Genomic DNA, 3,075 nt, shown 5'->3' on the forward strand with positions numbered 1-3,075 from the left:
TTTCGTTCGGTTTTTATCTCGTCAAAAAATCTAAACGCCGCTTTTAAATCGCTTGATAAATTTTTGCAAGGCACTGCCGTGTCGGTATTTTCGTTGATTTCATAGTAAGCTGCTTTAGAGTCTATGATAGATGAAATTCTATCCCTAAAATGACACTCGTATTCTTTAGGTTTTGAGACAGTTTCTTTGCCGGTCGCAGTATCGATAAATGCGCCGTAAATGCCGCAGTTTACGTAAAATCTGGTTTCAAATGCGGTATTGCCGCTACTTTTTTGTAAATTTACGACATATATAAATTTGGGGGTATTTTTGTAGAAATTTAGCCCGTTTTTGGTAAAGCCGTTATCTTTAAACAGCGGCTTTACTTGGGCTATGAGCTCGTCAAATTTTGCTTTCATCAAATTTGACGGTTGCGATTATTTATTTGCGCGTTCGATGTACTCGCCGCGGACGGTATCCACGCGGATAACCTCGCCCTCAAGCACGTGGAAAGGTATCTGTACGACCGCGCCGCTTTCAAGCGTAGCAGGCTTTTTACCGCCCTGGGTGTCGCCTTTGAAATTCGGCGGAGTTTCGACGATCTTTAGCTCGACGACTTGCGGTACTTCTACGCCGATAGCCTTGCCGTTGTGAAACAAAATCTCAACCATCATGCCGTCGATCATCCATTTTTTAACATCACCTACGTCCTCATCGCTGATCGCTACTTGCTCGTAGGTCGCAGTGTCCATAAACTGGCAAAACTCGCCGTCGTCGTAAAGATACTGCATCTCTTTTTCTTCCAGATTCGGCTGGTCGCATTTGTCGCCCGCGTGGAAGGTCTTTTCAAGCACTTTACCGTCGATGAAAGATTTGATTTTCGCGCGAACGAAAGCTGCGCCCTTGCCCGGTTTTACGTGCTGATATTCGACGACTTTATACGGAACGCCGTCTAGCTCGATCTTTAGTCCTTTTTTTAGGTCGCCCATAGAATAGGTTGCCATTTTCTCTCCTTGTAGTTTTAAAGGCTGATTATATCAAAAAAGTTTTTAGTTTAGTTTAAGAAGCGGCGAGAGGGCAAATTTGACCGCGCTCGCCGAAGTAAAACTCAAATTTAAGGCTTAAATTTAAACTCGCCCTTTTCCTTGCTCTTTTCAGACTGCGAGTGGATTTCCCTTTTCATCTGTTCGCTTACGCTAGGATCGTCTTTTTGTATCTTTTGAAATTTCTTTTTTTCGGTCAGAATTTTCTCGAAATTTTTCGTAGTTTGCTTTTGCACTTCGCTCTCGCAACCCGCAAGCAAAAACAAAATAGGAATCAAAAGTAAAAATTTCATACTCAAACCCTCCTTGAATTTAAGCCCGAATTAGGGCTTAAATTTAGACAACTGCGTATTTTGCCCATACGCAAACGTCAAGATCGTTTAGCTTAGCCAGCGTCTCTTTGGTTATCTTTTCGTCCACAAGCACGACCGCAAGCGCCATACCGTGATCGTCGCGTCCTAGGCGGAAGTCGGCAATATTGATCTTTTCTTCGGCTAGGATAGACGAAATTTTCGCGATAACGCCCGGAACGTCGTTGTTTTTAAAGATAATCATCTTACCTTTAGGCTTAAAGTCGGTCTTAAAGCCGTTTATCGTCACGATGCGTTGCTGATTTTCGCCAAATACCGTTCCGCCGATCATTACGACATCATTTTCGGTCGTGATGCGAACGGTGATTTTATTTTTGAAAATACTATTGCCGCCGACGGTGCTCTCTGTCGTTATGCCCTTTTCGTCGCACAAAAATTTAGCGTTTACGTAGTTTATCGTATCGCCCAAGCTCTCTTTTAAAGCGCCCACGATCGCAAAGGTAAGCATAGAGTTGGCGTACTCGCTAATAGGGCCGTGCGTCTCGATGCGGATAGCTTTGATAGCCTTTTTGTTGATTTGCGCGGCGAGGAAGGCCATCTTGCTCGTAAGCTCGATATAAGGCTCCACAAAAGGCGGTAGATCTTCCGTTTTTATCGGCAAATTTAGCGCGCTAGGATAGCTGATGCCGCGAGCCGCCGAGATAGCCTGCTCGGCTGCGGCGATAGCGATGTTGGCTTGAGACTCGAGCGTATTTGCACCGAGATGCGGCGTAACGCTGACGTTATTTAACTCAAGTAGCGGATTATCCGTCGCAGGCTCTTTCTCAAACACGTCGATACCAGCAAACGCTATCTTGCCGCTTTTTAGGCCGTTATACAGCGCCTCTTCGTTGTAAAGGCCGCCGCGAGCGCAGTTTATGAGGCGCACGCCGTCCTTCATCTTTGCGATCTCCGCCTCGCCGATCATGTTTACGGTTTCTTTATTTTTCGGAGTGTGTATAGTGATGAAATCACACGCAAGGATGTCGTCGAAATTTCGCGTATAAACGCCGCCCATATCGGTTACTTTCGACGGATCGATATACGGATCGTAAGCAACGATTTGCATACCGAAAGCCGCAGCCCTAACCGCTACGCGAGAGCCGATGTTGCCAAAGCCGATGACGCCTAGAGTCTTGTTAAAAAGCTCAACGCCGTACCATTTCTCGCGTTTCCAAATTCGGTCGATTTTTAGGTCGTTGTGAGCGTACGGAAACGAGCGAGCGGCAGCTAACATATGAGCCATCGTTAGCTCTACGGCGGCGATCGTGTTTGCCGTAGGGACGTTCATCGCGATTATGCCGCGTTTTGAGCAGCCGTCGATATCTACGTTATCAACGCCCACGCCCGCGCGCACGAGAGCTTTTAGATTTTTGGCCGCATTTAAAAACGCCTCGCCGACTTCGGTCGAGCTTCGCGTGATGGCCACGTCAGCCTCGCCTAAGATATCCAAAAGCTTATCTTTAGGCATACTTACTGCATCGATTACTTTTATATCCTCTTCGCGATTTAAAATTTCAAAGCCGACTTTATGTATTGCGTCGCACACTATTATCGTTTTCACAGCTTGATCTCCTTGAAAGTTGAGCGTATATCGTACGCCTTAAGTTCGTTTATAACGCGGTCTAAAACGCCGTTATCTTGCGTGTTGATGTAAATTAAATTTTGTGAATTTTCTTTTACTACGCTAAAATCTACGGGTA

The 3,075-nt window shown here is 45.7% G+C and carries 4 protein-coding genes; all 4 read right to left on the reverse strand.

The features are described 5' to 3' along the window. Positions 1–398, reverse strand: a 398-nt coding sequence (locus Q0338_RS03485; protein WP_298085550.1) for a DUF4304 domain-containing protein, incomplete at its 3' end; no start/stop codon positions are given. A gap of 18 nt (positions 399–416) precedes the next feature. Continuing rightward, positions 417–983 carry an elongation factor P gene (gene efp / locus Q0338_RS03490; RefSeq protein ID WP_002948377.1) on the reverse strand — a complete coding sequence of 189 codons (567 nt, stop codon included), beginning with the start codon at positions 981–983 and terminating at the stop codon, positions 417–419. 110 nt (positions 984–1,093) lie between these two features. After that, the gene (locus Q0338_RS03495) at positions 1,094–1,315 is read right to left on the reverse strand and encodes a hypothetical protein (RefSeq protein WP_004322173.1); all 222 of its coding nucleotides are present in this window, start codon (positions 1,313–1,315) and stop codon (positions 1,094–1,096) included. 43 nt (positions 1,316–1,358) lie between these two features. Further along, a complete protein-coding gene (serA, locus tag Q0338_RS03500; RefSeq protein ID WP_298085551.1) occupies positions 1,359–2,936 on the reverse strand; it encodes a phosphoglycerate dehydrogenase in 1,578 nt (525 codons plus the stop codon). Positions 2,937–3,075 lie beyond the last annotated feature (139 nt).

The organism is uncultured Campylobacter sp. (assembly GCF_938018145.1).
Classification (GTDB): domain Bacteria; phylum Campylobacterota; class Campylobacteria; order Campylobacterales; family Campylobacteraceae; genus Campylobacter_A.

Excerpts from the sequence above, each read along its gene's own strand:
- efp (WP_002948377.1), bottom strand. The coding sequence starts at position 983 with ATGGCAACCTATTCTATGGGCGACCTAAAAAAAGGACTAAAGATCGAG.
- Q0338_RS03495 (WP_004322173.1), bottom strand. The coding sequence starts at position 1,315 with ATGAAATTTTTACTTTTGATTCCTATTTTGTTTTTGCTTGCGGGTTGC.